Here is a 17,073-nt window from a genome sequence, read left to right as displayed (position 1 = left end):
ATACGCGCTGGCAACACCAGGTCCTCTTGACTGGTAGGCATGAGTTCCAGCGGACCGACACGAGCGACGACGTGCCGCACCCGAGCGCCGGTGGCGACCTCACGGACTGTCTCGACAACGGGAATCACCGTTTATGGGTGCGATAAGGACGAGGCCCTTCTCTTCCGAGAAATAGCGCCTCGCTTTGGCGTGGAGCCGACCATCACGAAGGCGGCGGTATCCGAAGCCAATATCGACCTGGCAGTCGGGAACCGATGCATCAGCATCGGCCACAAGACGCGAGTCACGCGTGCCACGCTCAGCGCACTGAGCCGCGTCGGTGTGGAGTATCTCTCCACACGAAGCGTCGGATACAACCACATCGACGTGGGTCACGCGGAACGTGTCGGTATCTCCGTCGGGAACGTGGCGTACTCTCCCGACAGCGTGGCCGACTACACGCTCATGCTGATGCTCATGGCCGTGCGTCACGCGAAGGCCACCATCCGTCGCACCGATGCTCATGACTACCGACTGAGTGAGATACGCGGCAAAGAGCTGCGCGACCTGACTGTCGGAGTGGTCGGCACGGGGCGTATCGGCACAGCGGTCATCGACCGGCTGCGCGGCTTCGGCTGCCACGTGCTGGCGTACGACAACCGCCCCAAGACCGCGGCCGATTACGTGCCGATCGACGAGCTGCTGCGGCACAGCGACATCGTGACGCTGCACACCCCGCTCACCGCGGAAACCCGCCATCTCATCGATCGCCGGCGTATCGGGCAGATGAAACCCGGCGCGTTCATCGTCAACACGGGACGCGGGCCGCTCATCGATACCGAAGCTCTTCTTTGGGCGTTGGAGAGCGGCAGACTCGGCGGCGCGGCCTTGGACGTCCTCGACGGTGAGGAAGGAATCTTCTACACCGACTGCCGGAACAAGCCCATCGGGAACCGCTCGCTGTTGCGACTTCAGGAGCTGCCGAATGTGCTCATCAGCCCGCACACGGCGTATTACACCGACCACGCACTGAGCGACACCATCAGGAACAGTCTCATCAACTGCCTCGACTTCGAAAGCGGGAAAGCATGAACAAGCTGAGGATCGGCATCATCTTCGGGGGCTCTTCCGAGGAACACCCCGTCTCCGTCAAGTCCGCCCGAGAGGTCGCGAAGAACCTCGACGCCGACAAGTACGAGCCGTACTGGATCGGCATAACGCAGTCCGGTGCCTGGCAGCTCTGTGACTCCCCCGGCGCGGACTGGGAGAACGAAGACGCTCGTCCGGTCATGCTGTCGCCCGACCCGAGCGTCCACGGGCTGCTCGTCCTGGAGCAGGAACGATTCGAAGTGGTCCGTCTGGACCTCGTGCTGCCCGTGCTGCACGGCACGCTCGGCGAGGACGGTGCGATCCAGGGCCTGTTGGAGCTTTCCGGAATTCCCTATGTCGGCTGCGACATCCAGAGTTCTGCCATTTGCATGGACAAGTCCCTGACCTACACCGTCGCCAAGAGCGCGGGCATCGCCACGCCGAACTTCTGGGTGGTCACGGAGAACGAGAAGGTCGACGCCGACCAGCTTCCTTACCCGGTGTTCGTGAAGCCGGCCCGTTCGGGCTCGTCCTTCGGTGTCAACAAGGTCGCCGGTGCGGAGGACCTGCCGGGCGCACTGGACGCAGCACGACAGTACGACTCGAAGGTCCTGATCGAAGAGGCCGTGACCGGCAGCGAGATCGGCTGCGCGATCCTGGGGGACCCCTCCGCCCTGATCGCGGGCGAGGTGGACCGCGTAGCGCTCTCGCACGGGTTCTTCAGGATCCACCAGGAGTCCTCACCCGAGACCGGTTCGGACAACTCGACGTTCATCGTTCCCGCCGACATCTCCGAAGAAGCGCGTCAGCTCGTCCAGGAGAGTGCCAAGAACATCTACCGCGCACTGGGCTGCCGGGGGCTCGCCCGTGTGGACCTGTTCCTCCAGGACGACGGCCAGGTGGTACTCAACGAAGTCAACACCTTTCCCGGCATGACCTCCTACAGCCGCTACCCCCGGATGATGGCCGCCGCAGGGATGCCCCTTACCGACGTCCTCGATCGGCTCGTGTCCATCACACTGGACCGGGAAAAGCGATGAACGGTGACTTCGGGTACCTGGACGAGCTGGTGCCCGGCATCCGCTGGGACGCCAAGTACGCCACCCGGGACAACTTCACCGGGCAGCCGGTGGACGGCTACCTGGTGAACCGGATAGTCGGCACCAGAGCCTTGTGCGCAGCCCTGGGGCGGGCACAGGAAAAAGCCGCGACCCATGGCTTCGGCTTGCTCGTCTGGGACGGATACCGTCCGCAACGCGCCGTCGACTGCTTCCGGCGCTGGTCACAACAGCCGGAAGACGGTCGGACAAAGCAGCGCCACTACCCCAACATCGAGAGGTCCGAGCTTTTCGACAAGGGATATGTGGCCGCCAAGTCGGGCCACAGTCGCGGCAGTTCAGTCGACTTGACGCTCTACCACCTTGCCACCGGAGAAAATGCCCGCATGGGTGGTGGCCACGACCTCATGGACTCGATCTCGCATCATGGAGCAGAGGGCATAGAGCCCATCGAAGCGGAGAACCGCGCGTACCTCTGCTCCATCATGGAGGACTGCGGATTTGCTCGCTACGACAGCGAGTGGTGGCACTACACGCTGGAAAGCGAGCCGTATGCAGATGTCTATTTCGACTTTCCCATCACATGACAGAAGCCTCCCTTATGTCTCTCAGTGGGGAAGCCTGGACCGGAACGACGAGGTCGTCATCCAGCGTGCCGCGCCATCGGGTGTCGACGTCTTTCTGAGGCGCACCGATCCGTCGCAACTGCACGACTGGGCCTCCGACGGATACCACTCGCGCGAGGAGTACCTGTTCTGGTCCCGCAAAATCTGCGGCTTGGCCTGCCTGCAATCCCTGCTCCATGGCTGGACGGATGTCCGGCTGCCGATGCGCGAACTCCTCGCGCAGGCCCTCGACTGGGGTTGCTACGTGGTGGAACCCGAGGGCAAGGTCCACGGGCTGATATACCGGCCGTTCATGGCCTGGGTCAGCTCGCAGTTCGGCCTCACATGCCAACTGGTCGAGCGGACACCGCTTCAAGCGTCCGCCCGAGCGGTGCACCCCGGGCAGGTCCTGATCGCTTCGGTGTCTCCTGAGATTCGCGACCCGAGAACCCACGAACCGCGACGGGGAGGGCACCTCGTGCTGATTCACGCGGTCCGCGGCGGGATCGTACGGTTCCATAACCCGTCGGGCTACTCGCACAACGCAGAATCCGCGTCGCTGCCCATCCGCGTCTTCGAGCGGTTCTACGCGGGACGAGGAATCCTGGTCAGCGCGGGAGCGTGAGACCAGGCGAACCGGCCCCGCGCGCGTCGCCACCGGCGGCCACTCGGCGGGGCGCACACAGCCCACGATGAACCTTCCCGACGCGTCGCGTCGGGAAGGAACCCTCGACGCAGACCACCGCCTTCTCCGCCGTCCGCGGCCTGGACCACATGCTCAGTCCAGCCCGCGGCTTCGGCGTGAACCCATCCCGTCACCGCGTCACGGCCGTCGCCGACGCGTGCGATCACGATCACCGAGCAGCGAGCAGTCGCCGCGTACCGGGCGGCAGGCAGTCGCCGCATGACGTAGAGCCCGCCCACAGCCCCCCGGGCTGAGGGCGAGAGTTCCGTCGCGTGCCCGGTGACGCTCTTGACGATCGCTCGGCCAAGGCCCACCCTCACCTGGGCGGGTCGTAGACGCGCGGCGCCCGGCTGAAACGGCTCGGTGAGCCGAAGGCGAGTGCCCGCGGGCCCTTCCCATCCGGATGTGGACCTTCCCGCCCGGATTCCGGTGTACCTCGCGCCGCCCGCGCCCCCAGAGACGATCGAGCAAGAATTCCGGGGCTGCTCCTTTCCCCCTGCGCCATGCGGCGGCAAGCCGACGAGGCCCAGGTCGGGAGGGTGACCGTGGTGGTCAGCCGTGCCGCGGCAGCCGCGCGGCACAGACACCGGCAGATGCGTCCAAGTGCCAGAAGTGTTCAGTTGGACTCACTCGTGGACATCGACGTGATTCAGCACGATTGGGCTCCGCTGGCTTCGTGAGTCGTGTGAGAGGGGCACCTGCGTGGAAATGGTGTTGCGCTACCAGGGGGTGAGGAAGAGCGATGACGATCCCGATCCCTGGCAGACCACGATCCACCCGGGGACGGTGCGCCGCGTGCTCGCCTACTTCCGCCCGCACATCCGCACCGTGGCGCTCTTCGGTGTGGTCGCCACGATGGAGGCGCTTACCGTCGCCGCAACTCCCTTGCTGCTGAGGGAGCTGGTCGACAACGGCATCGTCAAGAACGACCGCGGGGTCGTGATCTCGATGGCGTGCCTCGCCGCCGGCCTCGCCGTGCTCGGCGCGGGGCTGTCGCTGGTGTCCGCCTACATCTCCGGGCGGATCGGACAGGTGATCACCTATGACCTCCGGGTCGAGGCGCTCGACCACGTCCGGCGGCTGCCGCTCGCGTTCTTCACGCGCACCCAGACGGGGGTGCTGGTCGGTCGGCTGCACACCGAACTGATCATGGCTCAGCAGCAGTTCAGCGGCCTGCTGATGGCGGCCACCAGTGCGGTCATGGTCGTGGTGGTGCTGGCCGAGCTGTTCTACCTGTCGTGGCTCGTCGGGCTCATCACGCTGGCGCTGGTTCCGATATTCATCGTGCCCTGGGTCCACGTGGGGCGGGTGATCCAGCGGCGCACCGGACAGCAGATGGACGAGAACACCGGCCTCGGCGGACGGCTCCAGGAGCGGTTCAACGTGCAGGGGGCGATGCTCTCCAAGCTCTTCGGCCGTCCGGACGAGGAGATGGCCGAACTCACGGATCGTGCCGACAGGATCCGCAAGATCGGTGTGAAACTGTCCGTCTGGGGCCGGATGGCCTTCGTGATGATGACGCTGATGGCCTCGCTCGCCACGGCGATCGTCTACGGGATCGGTGGCGGACTCGTACTCGACGGGGCCTTCCAGCTCGGCACGCTGATCGCCATCGCCACCCTGCTCCAGCGGCTGTTCGGGCCGATCACCCAGCTGTCCGGGATGCAGCAGGTCGCGCAGACCGTCGTGGTGAGCTTCTCCCGGGTCTTCGAACTGCTCGATCTGAAGCCGCTGATCCAGGAACGCCCCGACGCGGTCGCGCTCGCGACGAACGTGGCGCCGGACGTCGAGTTCGAGAACGTGTCGTTCCGCTATCCCACCGCGGACGAGGTCTCACTGGCGTCTCTGGAGCATCTGCGGTCCGATCGCGAACGTGGGAAGGTGACGCCGGACGTCCTGCGCGACGTGAGCTTCCACGTGCGGGCCGGCACCCTCACCGCGCTCGTCGGCCCGTCCGGCGCGGGGAAGAGCACCATCACCCACCTGGTGTCCCGGCTGTACGACGCGAACTCGGGGACGGTCCGCGTCGGCGGACACGACCTGCGGGACCTCACCTTCGACTCGCTCCGCGAAACGGTAGGGGTGGTCAGCCAGGACACCTACCTCTTCCACGACACGATCCGGGAGAACCTTCTCTACGCTCGCCCGGACGCCACCGAGGACGAGCTGATCGAGGCGTGCAAAGGGGCCCAGATCTGGGATCTGATCGAGTCCCTCCCCAGTGGGCTCGACACCGTCTCGGGCGACCGCGGCTACCGCATGTCGGGCGGGGAGAAGCAACGACTGGCCATCGCCCGGCTGCTGCTGAAGGCGCCCTCGGTCGTCGTCCTCGACGAAGCCACCGCGCATCTGGACTCCGAGTCGGAGGCTGCCGTCCAGCGGGCACTCAAGACCGCCCTGCGCAGCCGTACCTCGCTGGTGATCGCCCACCGGCTGTCCACGATCCGCGAGGCCGACCAGATTCTCGTGATCGACGGCGGACAGGTCCGCGAGCGCGGGACGCACGAGGAGTTGCTGGCCGAGGGCGGCCTCTACGCCGAGCTTTATCACACGCAGTTCGTCAAGCCGGGAGACAACGGCACCGAGCCCGCCGACATCGGCACCGGGCTCGGGCCGGACATGGCACTCCGGTCGGTGCATCAGGTGGTCCGTGAAGGAGAACGATGAATTCCACAGCGCAAGCCACACCGACGGTGTTGGAGCTGTTCGCCTCGCATGTCGACCGGACGCCCGACGCGGTGGCCGTCGTAGCCGGTGATCAGGTTCTGACGTATCGGCAACTCGATGAGCGGGCGGGCCGGCTGGCCGGGCGCCTGATCAATGGGGGCATCCGCCGCGGCGACCGCGTCGCGGTCATGATGGACCGCTCGCCCGACCTGCTCGTGGCGACGCTCGCCGTATGGAAGGCGGGGGCCGTGTACGTCCCGGTGGACGCCGCCTACCCAGCGAGGCGAGTGGCGTTCATGGTGGCGGACGCCGAAGTGTCCCTGATGGTGTGTTCGGCCGCGGCGCGCGGCGGCGTACCGGACGGGGTCGAGTCGATCGAGGTGGACGCCGCCACGGACGAAGACGCGTGCGACGCGGCGGCCGTCACGGTGCACCCGGGCGATCTGGCCTACGTGATGTACACCTCCGGCTCGACGGGCGCCCCGAAGGGGGTGGCCATCCCGCACCGGAGCCTGGTGGAGCTGGTGGAGAGCCCCGGCTGGGCGATGGAGCCCGGCGACGCGGTCCTCATGCACGCGCCCTACGCGTTCGACGCGTCCATGTTCGAGATCTGGGTGCCGCTGGCGTGGGGCGCCCGCGTGATGATCGCGGAGCCGGGGCCGGTGGACGCCCAGCGCCTGCGGGAGTTGGTCGCGGCCGGGTTGACGCGGGCGTATCTGACCGCCGGGAACTTCCGCGCTGTGGCGGAGGAGTCGCCGGAGTCCTTCGCGGGGCTCCATGAGGTGCAGACCGGTGGTGACCTGGTGCCCGCGCACGCGGTGCGCAGGGTGCGGGAGGCCTGCCCCCGAGCGCGGATCCGGCACCTGTACGGCCCGACCGAAGCGACCGTGTGGGCGACGTGGCACGTGCTCGAGCCAGGTGACGAGATGGGCCCGACGCTGCCGATCGGGCGGTCCCTGCCGGGCCGCCGGGCTCATGTGCTCGACGAGTCGCTGCGGCCCGTGGGCCCGGGTGTGGTCGGTGAGCTGTACCTCTCCGGTGCCGGTCTGGCGGACGGCTATCTGAACCGGCCGGGTCTGACCGCGGAGCGGTTCGTGGCGGATCCGTTCGCACCCGATAGCGCCTCCGAGGGCGGTGGCGGTCAGGTGACGGGCGGACGGATGTACCGGACCGGGGACCTCGCCCAGTGGACCGCGGACGGTGAGCTGCTGTTCGCGGGCCGGGTCGACCACCAGGTGAAGATCCGCGGGTACCGGATCGAGCCCGGCGAGATCGAGGCCGCGCTGACGGCCCAGCCGGGCATCGACGACGCCGTACTGGTGGCGATCGACGGGCGCCCGATCGGTTACGTGGTGGCGGACAGGGACGCGGATCCCGATCTCATCCGCGAGCGTCTCGGGGCCGAACTGCCGGAGTACATGATTCCGGCCGCTGTCATCGTGCTGGACGCACTCCCCCTGACCGCCAACGGCAAGGTGGACCGAGCGGCTCTGCCCGCGCCCGAGTTCGCGGCGAACGCAACCGGCCGCGAACCGGTGACCGAGCCGGAGCGTGTGCTGTGCGATCTCTTCGCCGAGCTGCTCGGCCTGGAGCGAGTCGGGGTCGACGACGGCTTGATCCAGTTGGGCGGAGACTCGATCATCGCGATGCGCATGGCGGCACGCGCGGTCAAGGCGGGCCTGCTGCTGACACCCGCCCAGATCCTGGAGGAGCAGACGCCCGCACGCCTGGCGGCCGTCGCGCGTGCCGTACCCGCTGATCGCCCCGCCGACCAGCCGCTGATCGCCCTGACCGCGCAGGACGAGGCGGACCTGGCGACCGCCCACGCGGAGGCGGAGGAGATCTGGCCGCTGGCACCGCTCCAGGAGGGGTTGCTCTTCCAGTCGACCCTCGACGATCAGGGCCCCGGTGACCAGGGCCGCGACATCTACCAGGTGCACTGGCTCGTGGAGCTGAGCGGACCGCTGGACGTCCCCCGGCTGCGGGCCACGTGGGAAGCGATTTTCGCTCGGCACCCCCAGCTTCGGCCCAGCTTCCATCGGCTCCCGTCGGGCAAGGCGGTGCAGGTCGTCCACCGGCACGTCACCTTGCCGTGGCAGGAGGTGGATCTGACGGGTGCCGACGATGTCGACGCGGCCGTCGACGCCCTGGTCGTACGGGAACAGAAGAACCGGTTCGATCTCGCCGAGCCCCCCCTGGCCCGGCTGGTGCTGATGCGCGTCGCCGAGGACCGGCACCGCCTGCTGGTCGTCATTCACCACACGCTCATCGACGGCTGGTCGGTGGCGGTCATCCTCAACGAGGCGGCCGAGGCGTACGCGGCAGGCGGGCAGCTCCCGGAACGGGCGGGCTCAGCCTCCTACCGGGACTACCTGGCCTGGCTCGACCGGCAGGACAAGGACGCGGCACGCGCGGCCTGGCGGGCGGAGCTGTCCGGTCTGGGCGAGCCGGCGCTGGTCGCGACAGCGGCCCCCGTGGCGGACTACGACCACCACGTCGTCCACCTGCCCACGGATCTCCACACCCGGCTGACGCGGCTGGCCCGCGACCACGGCCTGACGCTGAACACGGTGGTACAGGGCGCCTGGGCGATGGTTCTGGCGCGGCTTCTGCGCCGGACCGACGTGGTCTTCGGCGCCACGGTCGCCTGCCGTCCCGCGCAGCTCCCGGGTGTGGAGTCGATGCCGGGCCTCATGATGAACACGGTGCCGGTCCGGGTGCCCCTGGACGGCGGCCAATCAGTCATCGACATGCTCACCGAGGTGCAGCGCCGGCAGGCGGCCCTGATCCCGCACCAGCACCTGGGGCTGCCGGAGATCCAGAAGGCGGCCGGCGCCGGCGCGACCTTCGACACGTTGCTGGTGTTCGAGAACTATCCGCGCGAGTTCGCGGGCCAGTTCACGTATCTGGGCACGGTCGAGGGGACCCACTATCCGCTGACCCTCGGCATCATCCCGGGAGATCACTTCCGGATCCAGCTCAGCTACTGGCGCGGGCAGATCCGGGAGAGCGTCGCGGAGTCGGCGCTCCAGTGGTTCGTCGACGCGCTCGCCACGCTGGTCGCCGACCCGTCCGGATCGGTGGGGCGGATCGGCATGGCCGAGGGCCACGCGCATGAGCCGGCCCCGGCGTTGGCGGCGGGGGAGACCTTGCCGGCCCTGGTGAGGCGGGTGGTGAGGGAGCGCCCGCATAACGTGGCGGTGGTGGACGCCGAAGGTGAGCTGTCGTTCGGGCAGCTGTGGGACCGGGCGGTGGAATTGGCCGCTGTGCTGCGGAACCGCGGGGTCGGGCCGGAGCACCGGGTGGGCGTGGTGGTGGACCGGTCATCGTGGTGGCTGGTCGGGATACTGGGCGTGTCCTTGGCGGGCGGCGCGTTCGTTCCGGTGGACCCGGCCTATCCCGCCGAACGCGTCAAGTGGATTCTGGACGATGCCGATCCGGTGTCGGTGGTATGCGTCGGAACCACCCGGCCGGCCGTGCCCGAGGAGTTCGCGGATCGCCTGGTGGTGATCGGCGAGACCGATCCGGCGGAGGGCTCGGACGCGGAATTGCCGCAGGCGGGCCCGGGTGACGCGGCGTACGTGATGTACACGTCGGGGTCGACGGGCGCTCCGAAGGGGGTCGTCGTCTCCCACACGGGGCTCGGCAACCTCGCGGCGGCGCAGATCGACCGCTTCGGCGTGACGCCGTCCTCACGGGTCCTGCAGTTCGCGGCGCTGGGCTTCGACGCCATGGTGTCCGAGGTGCTGATGGCGTTGCTGTCCGGGGCGACGCTGGTCATGGCGCCGGCGCGGGATCTGCCGCCGCAGGTGTCGCTGACCGAGGCGCTGGAACGGTGGCAGGTCACGCACGTGACGGTTCCGCCGTCGGTGCTGGGCACGGTCGACGTCTTGCCGGACGAGTTGCAGACGGTGGTGGTGGCGGGGGAGGCCTGTCCGCCGAGCCTGGTGGACCGCTGGTCGGAGGGGCTGCGGCTGATCGACGCCTACGGCCCGGCCGAGGCCACGGTGTGCGCGGCGATGAGTACGCCGTTGACGGCGGGCCGGGACGTGGTCCCGATCGGGACGCCGATCGCGGGGGGCCGCTGCTATGTGCTCGACGCGTTCCTGCTGCCCTTGCCGCCGGGGATCGTCGGTGAGCTGTACGTGGCCGGAATCGGGTTGGCCCGCGGCTACCTGGGCCGCGCGGGGCTGACGGCGGAACGGTTCGTGGCTGATCCGCTCGCCCCTGGCGAACGGATGTACCGGACAGGGGATCTGGCGTACTGGACGAGCCAGGGCGACCTTGTGTTCGCCGGACGGGCCGACGACCAGGTCAAGGTCCGGGGGTTCCGGATCGAACCCGGCGAGATCGAGTCCGCTCTGGCCGACCACCCAGGGGTCTCCCAAGCCGCGGTGACCGTCCGCGCGGACCGACTGCTGGCCTACGTCTCACCCAGCGACATCGATCCGCACGCGGTGCGCGAGGGGCTCGCCTCCCGGCTGCCACAGCACATGGTGCCCACGGCGGTGATGGCGCTGGACGCCCTGCCGGTGACGGCGAACGGGAAGATCGACCGGGGCGCGCTGCCGGACCCCGACTTCGCCGCCGCGACCGCGGGACGGGAGCCGGTCACGGAGACCGAGCGGGTGTTGTGCGGCCTCTTCGCCGAGGTCCTCGGCATCGACCGGGTCGGTGCGGACGACAGCTTCTTCGAACTGGGCGGCGACTCGATCCTCTCGATGCAGCTGGCGTCGCGGGCGCGGCATACCGGTTTGACGTTCACCTCGCGGGACGTCTTCGAGTGCAGGACACCGGAGCGGCTCGCGCAGCTGACGGCCCGATCGGCGCTGCCGCACAGTGATCATGCCCCCGCGGCCGACGGTGTAGGTGGCGTCGCGTGGACGCCGGTCATGCGGATGCTGGGGGACGGGGTCGTGGGCGCGGGGTTCGCCCAGTGGGCGGCGGTGGGCGCGCCGCAGGACTTGACGGAAGACGTGCTGGCGGCCGGCCTCGCGGCGCTGGTGGATTCCCACGACATGTTGCGTCTGCGGACGGAGCCGGGGCGGCTGGTGGTGGGCGAGCCCGGGTCGGTGGACCCGGCCGGGTTGGTCACCCGCGTGGAGGCCGCAGGACGTCCGCTGGATGAGGCCGTGGAGGACGCCGCACGGGAGGCGGTGGCGCGGCTCGACCCCGCTGCGGGTGTGATGGTGCAGGCGGTATGGGTGGACAGGGGCCCGGACCGGCTGGGCCGGGTGGTGCTGGTGGTGCATCACCTGGCGGTCGACGGAGTGTCGTGGCGGGTCCTGCTGCCGGACCTCCAGGCCGCCTGCGAGGCGGTGGCCGCCGGGCGGGACCCGGTGGTGGAACCCGCAGGGGTGTCGTTCAGGCGGTGGGCAGGCCTGCTGGAGGAGTGGGCGGTCTCCGAGGAGCGGGTCGGCGAGTTGCCGGCGTGGAAGGCCATCGTCGGCCAGGAGGACCAACCGGTCGCCGCGCCCGAGCTGACCACAGGCCGGGACACGGACGGTGTGGTGCGCTCGCGGTCCTGGGTCGCGCCGAAGGCGGACACGTCCGTGCTGGTGGGACGGGCACCGGGAGTGTTCCACTGCGGGGCGCATGAGGTCCTGCTGGCCGGGCTGGCCGGCGCGGTGGCCCGGTGGCACGGCGTGGACGCGCTGTTGGTGGACGTGGAAAGCCATGGCCGTCATCCCGTCGACGGGATGGATTTGTCCAGGACAGTGGGCTGGTTCACCAGCGTGCACCCGGTGCGGCTTGATGTGGCGGGGATCGACCTCGCCGATGCGCTCACCGGTGGTTCGGCGGCCGGACGCCTGCTGAAGGCGGTCAAGGAACAGTCGCGGGCGGTGCCCGGCGATGGGCTCGGCTACGGGTTGCTGCGCTATCTCAACGGTGAGACCGGACCGGTTCTCGCGGCATTGCCCTCGCCCCAGATCGGGTTCAACTACCTGGGCCGGTTCGCTGCGGGGGACCAGAACGACGGGCGGGCGTGGCAGCTGGCCGGGGACATCGGCAGTTCGATGGACGCGAGCACGGAACTGCCGCACGCGGTGGACGCCAACGCGATCGTCCAGGACCTGCCGGACGGCCCGCAGCTGACGCTCACGCTGGAATGGCCCGACGGTCTGCTCGACGAGGCCGAGATCGAACGACTGGGCCAGCAATGGCTGGACATGCTGTCCGGGCTGGCCCGCCAGGCGGCTGACTCTGCCGCAGGCGGACACACCGCGTCCGACTTCGCCCTCGTCGACCTGGAGCAGCACGAGATCGAGGCCCTTGAGGCCGAACACTCGGGTGCCGGTGGCTTGGCCGAGGTGCTGCCGCTGTCCCCGTTGCAGCACGGCCTGGCCTTCCACGCCGGCTTCGTGGGCGACGGAGTCGACGTCTACACCGGACAGGCGGTGCTGGACCTGACCGGCCCGCTGGACATGCCGCTGCTGCGGAAGTCGGTGCGCGGGCTGCTGGACCGGCACGCCAATCTCCGTGCCGGCTTCCGGCACAGCGCCGCCGGGGTCCCCTACCAGGTGATCGCCGGCACCGTGGAGGTGCCGCTGACCCAGGTGGACGTGACGGAATCGGCAGACCCGCAGGCCGAAGCGGAGGTGGTGGCCGCGGCAGAACGGGCGAAGCCGTTCGAACTCGCCCGGCCCCCGCTGCTGCGGTTCATGGTGATCGTGGTGGGGCCGGACCAGTACCAGCTGGTACTGACCTCTCACCACATCCTGCTCGACGGCTGGTCGATACACCTGCTGCTGGATGAACTGTTCCAGCTGTACGACAACGGAGCGGATCCGCTCGCGCTGGCGCCGGTGACACCGTACGGGCAGTACCTGGCCTGGTTGAGCAGAACCGATCGGGACGCTGCGAGCACCGCGTGGCGCGAGGCCCTGGCCGGCTTGCCCGAGCCGACTCTGGTCGCGGCGGACCGGCTGGTGCCGGTCCAGATGTCCGAACAGATATGGGGCGCGCTGGACGAGACGTCCTTCGAGGCTGTGGCGGCGAGGGCCCGCGAGTTCGGCGTCACGGTCAGCACACTGCTACAGGCGGTGTGGGGAGTGGTCCTCGGGGCGATGACCGGTCGCGACGACGTGGTGTTCGGCTCGGTGGTGTCCGGGCGCTCGGCCGAGCTTCCCGGGATCGACACCATGGTCGGACTCTTCATCAACACCGTCCCGGTCCGGGTACGGATGGAGCCGCAGCACACCTTCACCGAACTGACGCGGCGCTTGCAGAGCGAGCAGACAGCGCTGCTGACCCATCACCACCTCGGGCTCGCCGACATCCAGCAGGCCGTCGGGCTCGGGCAGCTCTTCGACACCCTCTTCGTCTACGAGAACTACCCCAAGCCCGCCGCGCCCGATGACGCGGCCGCCGGCGCGGAACCGGATCGGCTGCGTGTGCAGGGCGTGACGGACGCCGACTCCACCCACTATCCCCTGGCACTGACGGCCATCCCGGGCGACGGCCTGCAACTGCGCCTCGAACGCCAGCCCGAGCTGGTCACCGCCGCGCAGGCCGATGCCGTACTGGATCGGTTCACGCAGGTGCTCGAAGCCCTCGTCGCCGCTCCGCGGGTGCCGCTGTCCGTGGTGCCGATCCTGACCGATGCCGAGCGGCGACAGCTGCGGGCGTTCAATGACACCGCGGTGGAGGTGCCGGCCCAGACGCTGCCGGAGATGTTCGCCGCGCGGGTCGCCGCCACCCCTGAGGCGACCGCGGCGGTCTTCGAGAACCAGTCGCTGACCTACGCCCAGCTCGACACCCGCGCCAACCAGTTCGCCCACTGGCTCATCGACCACGGCGTCGGAACCGAGGACCGGGTCGCGATCATGCTGCCCCGCTGCCTGGAACTGGTGGTCACCGTCCTCGGTGTCACCAAAGCCGGCGCCGCCTGGCTGCCCATCGACGCGAACTACCCCCAGGCGCGCATCGACTACATCCTCGCCGACGCGCGACCGGCGGTCGTGGTGGACGAGTCGGTGGTGCGTGCGGTCAGCGGATACCCCACCGATCCGGTGCGGTCGCGGGCAGTGCCCGAAAATGCGGCCTACCTCATCTACACCTCCGGCTCCACCGGAAAACCCAAGGGCGTCGTGCTCACCCACACCGGCTTGGCCAGTCTGGCCAACAGCCTGGCCGAGCGCCTTGATCTGACCACCCGGAGCCGGGTTCTGGCCTTGGCGTCGCCGAGTTTCGACGTCTCGGTGCTGGAACTGCTCATGGCCGTCGGTGGCGGTGCGGCACTGGTGGTTCCGCCCGAGGGTGTGGTGGCCGGTGGAGAGCTGGCCGAGGTGCTGGCGAGCCGGGAGATCAGCCATGCGCTGATCCCGCCCCCGTGCTGGCCACCGTTCCCGCATCACCCGACTGGGTACTGCCGTGCCTGGTACTGGGCGTGGCGGCGTGTCCTCCTGAACTCGTGCACCGGTGGACGCCCGGGCGCCGGATGATCAACACCTATGGGCCGACCGAGGCCACGATCGCCATGACGATCGGCCGGGACATTCCGGACGGTGATGAGATTCCGCCGATCGGGTATCCGACCGCGAACACCCGGGCGCTCGTCCTGGATGCGTGGATGCGGATGGTGCCACCGGGTGCGGTGGGCGAGTTGTACATAGCCGGTGTGGGTGTGGCGCGGGGGTATCTGGGCCGAGCGGGGTTGACCGCGGCTCGATTCGTAGCCGATCCGTTCGGCTCGGGTGAGCGGATGTATCGGACCGGGGACCTGGTCTGGTGGAACCCGGAAGGGGAGCTGGTCTTCGTCGGTCGTGTCGACGACCAGGTGAAGGTGCGCGGCTTCCGCATCGAGCCGGGTGAGGTCGAGGCGGCGCTCCTGGCGCAGGAGTCGGTGGGGCAGGCGGTGGCGGTGGTCCGCGCCAGTCATGCCGGCGAACGGCTGGTGGGGTACGTGACCCCTGCCGGGGAGGCCGCGGTGGACGCCGTGGCGGTGCGCGAGGGCGTGGCGGCCCGGTTGCCGGAGTACATGGTGCCGGCGGCGGTGGTGGTGCTCGACGCGCTGCCCGTGACAGCGAACGGGAAGGTCGACCGCAAGGCGCTGCCGGAGCCCGACTTCAGCGGACGCGTCTCCGACAGGGAGCCGGTCACCGAGGTCGAACGGATGCTGTGCGATCTGTTCGCCGAGGTGCTCGGGCTGCCGCGGGTCGGTGCGGACGACAGCTTCTTCGAGCTGGGCGGGGATTCGCTTCTCTCGATGCAGCTGGCGGCGCGGGCCCACCGTGACGGCATGGTCTTCGGCCCGCGGGAGGTGTTCGAGCACCGGACGCCGGCGGGCATCGCGACGATCGTGCAGCTGGGCACGGATGACCCTGGTGCGGGCGCGGAGATCCCGTCCGGCGTCGACCTCCTCGACCTGGACCAGGAGGAGATCGACGCATTCGAGGCCGAGTTCAACCACCAGTGAGACCTGCCCTGCTCCTCTGACGACACGCTGTGCGCGGCTCTCACCCACGTATGGGTGAGCGGCCGCGCCCGGCGGGCGCTACCACTCCGCTTCGGCGGAGGTCCGATCCCTGCGGGGCCTCGGCCACCGTCCGGCCTTGCGCGTGTTGCCGCCCACCGTCCAGGGCCCCGATCGACGGGCGCCCGGTCCCGGGCCCCTGCTCATACTGATCAACCGAAGGAATGGATGTGGCCGTGATGCACTCCGCACTGGTGATCGGCACAGGTCTGATGGGTACGTCGGTGGCGCTGGCGCTGCGGGCGCGCGGCCTGACCGTGTACCTCAGGGACGTCGACTCGGCGGCTGCCCGGACGGCCGCGTCGCTGGGCGCCGGTACGGTGCAGCCGCCCACGGAGACCGTCGACCTGGCGATCGTCGCGGTGCCGCCGCCGCTCGTCGGCAAGGTCCTTGCGGACGCGCAGGGCGCGCGCCTGGCGCGGCACTACACGGACGTGGCGAGCGTGAAGGCGGAGATGCAGCACGACGTCATCGCCCTCAACTGCGACACCTCGTGCTACGTGGGCGGGCACCCCATGGCAGGTGCGTCGCGCAGCGGCCCGCTGAAGGCTCGGGGCGACCTCTTCGAGGGCCGCACCTGGGCGCTGACGCCGACGGCGGACACCGATACCGAGACGCTCAACACGGCACTGGAGCTGGTGACGCTGTGCGGCGCTGTTCCCGTCCTGATGGAGGCGGCGGCACACGACCGCGCGGTGGCGCTGGTGTCCCACGCGCCCCACGTGGTGGCGAGCCTGGTCGCCATGCGCCTGGAAGGCGCCGAGGAACGTGAGGTGAGCCTGGCGGGTCCGGGGCTGCGGGACCTGACCCGGATCGCGGAAGCCGACCCCCAGCTCTGGCTGGACATCCTGGGCGGCAACGCCGCGGTCGTGGCGGACCTCCTGGACGAACTGGGCGCCGACCTGAGCGAGATGGTCGCCGGGCTGCGCGCCATGGCGGCGACGGACGAGGCCAAGCGCAGCAGCGGCATGAAGACGGTCGGGACCATGCTGCGCAGGGGGGTGTCGGGCCGCAGCCGCATCTCCGGTAAGCACGGGCCGCAGCCTGAGCGGTTCGAATCGGTGACCGTGATGATCGGCGACCAGCAGGGCGAACTGGCACGTCTGCTGACGGACGCGGGCCGCGCCGACGTCAACATCGAGGACATCCGCATCGAGCACGCCACCGGCCGGCAGGCAGGCCTGGTCCATGTCAGCGTCGCTCCCGGCATGTCGGCACCGCTGCGGGAAGCCCTGCGGGCCGACGGCTGGCACGAGCGCTGAGCGCCGGCCGCGGCCCGCTGTGCGGCTCGCCCCGCAGGCGGCCCGTGTTCCGCCGGTTCAGGGTCCGTTGAGCGGGTCCGCAGGGTCTCGACGCCCTCGGCCCTGGTAGCGGCGGTACAAGCCGTCGTACGCCTGCCGAATGCTCCCGAAGTACCGGCGGGACATAGTCACGTTGCCGGTGGCCTCTTCGGCGTGGAGTATGAAGGCCAGGCGCCGCCTGGCGCACGTGTATTGAGCGACGGCGATCGAGCGA

Annotated in this window: 8 protein-coding genes; all 8 read left to right on the top strand. The window is 69.4% G+C overall.

What is annotated here, in order from left to right:
- Window positions 1-90: 90 nt before the first annotated feature.
- The 8 genes from vanH (at window position 91) to Q3Y56_RS00155 (ending at window position 16,820) form a co-directional block, all read left to right on the top strand.
- A complete protein-coding gene (gene vanH, locus Q3Y56_RS00190) occupies window positions 91-1,071 on the top strand; it encodes a D-lactate dehydrogenase VanH (RefSeq protein ID WP_304465417.1) in 981 nt (326 codons plus the stop codon).
- Window positions 1,068-2,108 (top strand): D-alanine--(R)-lactate ligase, encoded by a 1,041-nt coding sequence (gene vanA, locus Q3Y56_RS00185; RefSeq protein WP_304459978.1) that lies wholly within the window; start codon window positions 1,068-1,070, stop codon window positions 2,106-2,108. The genes vanH and vanA overlap by 4 nt, the downstream gene beginning before the upstream one ends.
- The gene (gene vanX, locus Q3Y56_RS00180; protein WP_304459977.1) at window positions 2,105-2,713 is read left to right on the top strand and encodes a D-Ala-D-Ala dipeptidase VanX; all 609 of its coding nucleotides are present in this window, start codon (window positions 2,105-2,107) and stop codon (window positions 2,711-2,713) included. The genes vanA and vanX overlap by 4 nt, the downstream gene beginning before the upstream one ends.
- Window positions 2,679-3,356 carry a hypothetical protein gene (locus Q3Y56_RS00175; protein ID WP_304459976.1) on the top strand — a complete coding sequence of 226 codons (678 nt, stop codon included), beginning with the start codon at window positions 2,679-2,681 and terminating at the stop codon, window positions 3,354-3,356. Before vanX ends, Q3Y56_RS00175 begins: the two co-directional genes overlap by 35 nt.
- A gap of 789 nt (window positions 3,357-4,145) precedes the next feature.
- The gene (locus Q3Y56_RS00170; protein WP_304459975.1) at window positions 4,146-6,083 is read left to right on the top strand and encodes an ABC transporter ATP-binding protein; all 1,938 of its coding nucleotides are present in this window, start codon (window positions 4,146-4,148) and stop codon (window positions 6,081-6,083) included.
- Window positions 6,080-14,527 (top strand): non-ribosomal peptide synthetase, encoded by an 8,448-nt coding sequence (locus Q3Y56_RS00165; protein WP_304459974.1) that lies wholly within the window; start codon window positions 6,080-6,082, stop codon window positions 14,525-14,527. Before Q3Y56_RS00170 ends, Q3Y56_RS00165 begins: the two co-directional genes overlap by 4 nt.
- Complete coding sequence (locus Q3Y56_RS00160; protein ID WP_369696687.1) at window positions 14,416-15,501, top strand: AMP-binding protein; 1,086 nt, start codon at window positions 14,416-14,418, stop codon at window positions 15,499-15,501. Before Q3Y56_RS00165 ends, Q3Y56_RS00160 begins: the two co-directional genes overlap by 112 nt.
- A gap of 227 nt (window positions 15,502-15,728) precedes the next feature.
- Complete coding sequence (locus Q3Y56_RS00155; RefSeq protein WP_304459972.1) at window positions 15,729-16,820, top strand: prephenate dehydrogenase; 1,092 nt, start codon at window positions 15,729-15,731, stop codon at window positions 16,818-16,820.
- Window positions 16,821-17,073: the final 253 nt, after the last annotated feature.

Source organism: Streptomyces sp. XD-27 (assembly GCF_030553055.1).
In the GTDB taxonomy this organism is placed as follows: Bacteria; Actinomycetota; Actinomycetes; order Streptomycetales; family Streptomycetaceae; genus Streptomyces.
This window is presented reverse-complemented; position numbering and strand designations above follow the sequence as displayed.